At 72.8% G+C, this 3,278-nt stretch carries 3 protein-coding genes; 2 read left to right on the forward strand and 1 reads right to left on the reverse strand.

The window, feature by feature from the left end; translation table 11 throughout:
* Together H5J33_RS28465 and H5J33_RS28470 are read left to right on the forward strand one after the other, a co-directional pair.
* The coding region (locus H5J33_RS28465) for a tetratricopeptide repeat protein (RefSeq protein ID WP_181797699.1) at positions 1-1,467 on the forward strand (1,467 nt) is incomplete at its 5' end.
* A gap of 202 nt (positions 1,468-1,669) precedes the next feature.
* Positions 1,670-1,858: a hypothetical protein gene (locus H5J33_RS28470; protein WP_181797700.1), complete on the forward strand. Its 189-nt coding sequence runs from the start codon at positions 1,670-1,672 to the stop codon at positions 1,856-1,858.
* A 184-nt stretch (positions 1,859-2,042) separates the two neighbouring features.
* Here H5J33_RS28470 and H5J33_RS28475 read toward each other — a convergent pair.
* Positions 2,043-3,278 (reverse strand): PQQ-binding-like beta-propeller repeat protein (locus H5J33_RS28475; protein WP_181797701.1); only part of this gene is annotated, 1,236 nt, incomplete at its 5' end.

The raw sequence follows: 3,278 nt of genomic DNA on the forward strand, positions 1-3,278 counted from the left end.
GCCCGCCGCACCTGGACGGTCTCGGTGCTGGCGGCGAAACTGGCGGACGAACGGCGCCGGCTGGACGAGCTCCAGGCCGGCGACCTCGCGGTCAAGGCCACCTTCGAACTCGGCTACGGCCAGCTGGAGCCGGCCCAGGCCCGCGCCTTCCGCCTCCTCGGCCTGGCCGACGGCCCCGACATCTCCCTGGCCGCCGCGGCGGCGGTCCTGGACCTCCCCCCGGAGGACACCGAGGAACTCCTCGAATCCCTGGTCGACACGTCCCTCCTGGAATCCGCGGCCCCCAACCGCTACCGCTTCCACGACCTGGTCCGCCTCTACGCCCGCGCCTGCGCCGAACGCGACGAGGACCGGCCGAGCGAGCGGGAGGCGGCGATGTCGCGGTTGCTGGACTTCTATCTGGCGACGACGGCGGGGGTGTACGCGGTGGAGCGGCCGGGGGATCGGCTGGTGGACGACCTGGAGCCGACGGAGTACGCCGGGCTGCGGTTCACCGAGGCGACGGCGGCGCTCGACTGGCTGTACACCGAGGCCGCACCCCTCCTGGCTTGCGTCAGGCAAACCGCCGGGACCGACCGGCTGCGGCGCGGAGTCGACCTGCTGTGGGCGGCCAAGGACCTGACCGAGTCCGGAGCCAACTCCCACCAGTACGAGATGACGGCTCGGGCGATGTGCGAGGCGACTCAGACGGCACGGGACGCCCGGGCGGAGGGCAGGGCACGCACCGTGCTGACCGATGTCCTGCTCGTTTCCGGACGCATTCGGCAGGCGGAGGAAGAAGCCCGCATCGCGCTCGAACTGGCGGAGCGGGTGGGCGACTCGACCGCTGAGAGCTGGGTCGCGAACAACCGGGGGCTCCTGTGCCTTCACGAGGGGAGGCACGTGGAGGGCAAAGCCTTCTTCGAGAGGGCCATAGAAGGGCTTCGGGCAGCGGGCAACCGGCCATTCGAAGCAACCAGCCTCGGGAACCTGTCACGGGCCTACCTGGGGATGGGCGACATCACCCGAGCGGTGGAGATCGCTCAGCGCGGAGTCGCCGCGCACAGGGAGATCGGCCGGACCGTGCGCCTGGCCAACAGCCACTACGCGCTGGGGGTCGCCATGATTCAGGCCGGCCGCCACAGCGAAGCCCTCAACCAGTTCTCCGACGCCTTGCGGATCTTCGGCGACCACCGGCAGCGTCTCTGGGAGGGAACGACCAACTTCCGTATCGCGGAGGTGCACTTGGCCGCCCTTCGCCCGGCACAGGCGGCCCAGTACGCGGAGCAGGCCCTGGCACTGGGCTGCATCGGCGGCGACCGCATGCGCGGCAACGTACTGATGCTGCTGGGGCGGGCACTGACCAAGCTCGGCCAAATAGACCGCGCCAGGGCGTGCTGGCGTGAGGCGCTCAACCTGTACGAGCAAACGGGCGCGCCGGAGGCCGACAGCGTGCGCACACTCGTCATGCCGACCTCCGCCCACTGAGACGCGCGACCACGCCCACGTTCAGCATTCGTTTATCAGCAGCAGGCACTCTCTTACGTGCCGGACCGTCGCGTCGGGGGGCAGGCGGTCTGACAGGAGCCCGACCCAATAGAGTGCGGCTCCGAACGCCCGTCCGGTGGCCCTCGGGGGAGCCCCTGGGCGGGCGTTCGTCACTCGTCACAACAGCGGAGGAACAGAAATCATGAGCGACCAGACGAAGGACGCGGCGGCCACTCCGCAGGACAACGCCACGCCCACGCCGCCTGCCACCGATGACGCCATCACCACTCTCGACAACGCGATGCCGTCGGGGCCCCTCAAGGACGCCATCAAGACGATGGACAACGCCATGCCGGCCCCGCCGCCCGCCCTGGACCTGCACGGCAAGTAAGCCACCAACCCGACGGGGGATCGGTCGCGGTGGCACGGAGGGGGAGTCACCGCGGGCGAGGTTGAACGGGGGGTCGAGGGGCCGGGCCGGGGGGCTCGGCCCCTCGGCATGTCGGCTCACGGGGGTCGGACCGTCGGTCCGGCCCCCGTTCGGCGTCCTCGCCCGGGCGGGGGCCGGCGGGGCGTCACGTGGTGCGCGCCGTGCCCGTGCCCTTCTCCGCGTCCAGCGCGTACACGCACCGGTCCTTGCTGCACGCGTAGACCACGCCGTCCTTGACCACCGGGGAGCCGGTGATCTCACCGCCGGTCGCGAGCTTCCAGCGCAGCCGGCCGTCGTCGGCCTTCAGGGTGTACAGCAGGTGGTCGGTGGAGCCGAAGTGGATGCGGCCCTCGGCCACGGCGGGCGCGCCCACGACGTCACCGCCCGCCTGGAAGCGCCACTTGGGCGTGCCGGTGACCGCGTCCAGGGTGTACAGGCCCTTGCCGCTGCCGACGTGCACGTGCCCGGCGGCGACCAGCACCGGCTCCACGGAGGAGCGGGCCTCGGTGGCGATGCGCCAGCGGTCGCGGCCGTCGGCGGCGTCGAGCGCGTAGACGGTGCCGAGGTAGTCGGCGAGGTAGACACCGCCGCCGGTGACGGCCGGGCCGGGGGCGAAGGCGGGCGGGCCGAGGAAGACCGCCGGGGCCTCGAAGTGCCAGCGCACCCGTCCGCTCACCGCCTCCACGGCGAGGACGCGGGTGCCGGCGCAGATGTAGACGCACCCGTCGGGCGCCGGGGCCAGGCGCACCGGGACCCCGCCGCAGGAGGCCGCGTCCCCGATGGGGTACGACCAGCGCTCCTCGCCGGTACGGGCCTCCAGCGCGCGCAGCCGGGTGTCCTGCCAGACGTAGACCGTGCCGTCGTGCACGACCGGGCCCGCCTCGGGGGACTCGAAGTCGGTCTGGCAGCCGGTGATCTCCCACAGCTTCCGCCCGCTGGACGCCTCCCACGCCTGGACGCCGCCGCCGCGGGTGCCGGTGACGACCGTGCCCCGGTCGGCCTTGAGGCAGTACACCCAGGCGTCCGTGGACAGCCGCCACAGGTCGGTGCCCTCGCGGGCGTCCAGGGCGTAGAGGGTGGGGCCGTCGGAGGCGTGGATACGGCCGTCCGCCACCGCCATCGACCAGGCGACGTCGCGGGTCTTGAAGCGGCGGCGGCCGGTGGACACGTCCAGGGCGTGCACCTCGAAGGAGGTGACGTAGACCAGGTCGCCGGCCACGGCCGGGGTGCCCCACACGTCGTTCGACATGCGGAACCGCCAGGGCCGCCAGCCGCTCGCGGGCTCCGGGGGCACCGGCGGGGCGGGCGGTACGGCGGGGTCGGCGGTGGACGCGCCGCGGCGGGGCCGGCATGGCGTTGTCCATCGTCTTGATGGCGTCCT

It is taken from the genome of Streptomyces sp. WELS2, from assembly GCF_013870595.1.
GTDB lineage: Bacteria > Actinomycetota > Actinomycetes > Streptomycetales > Streptomycetaceae > Streptomyces.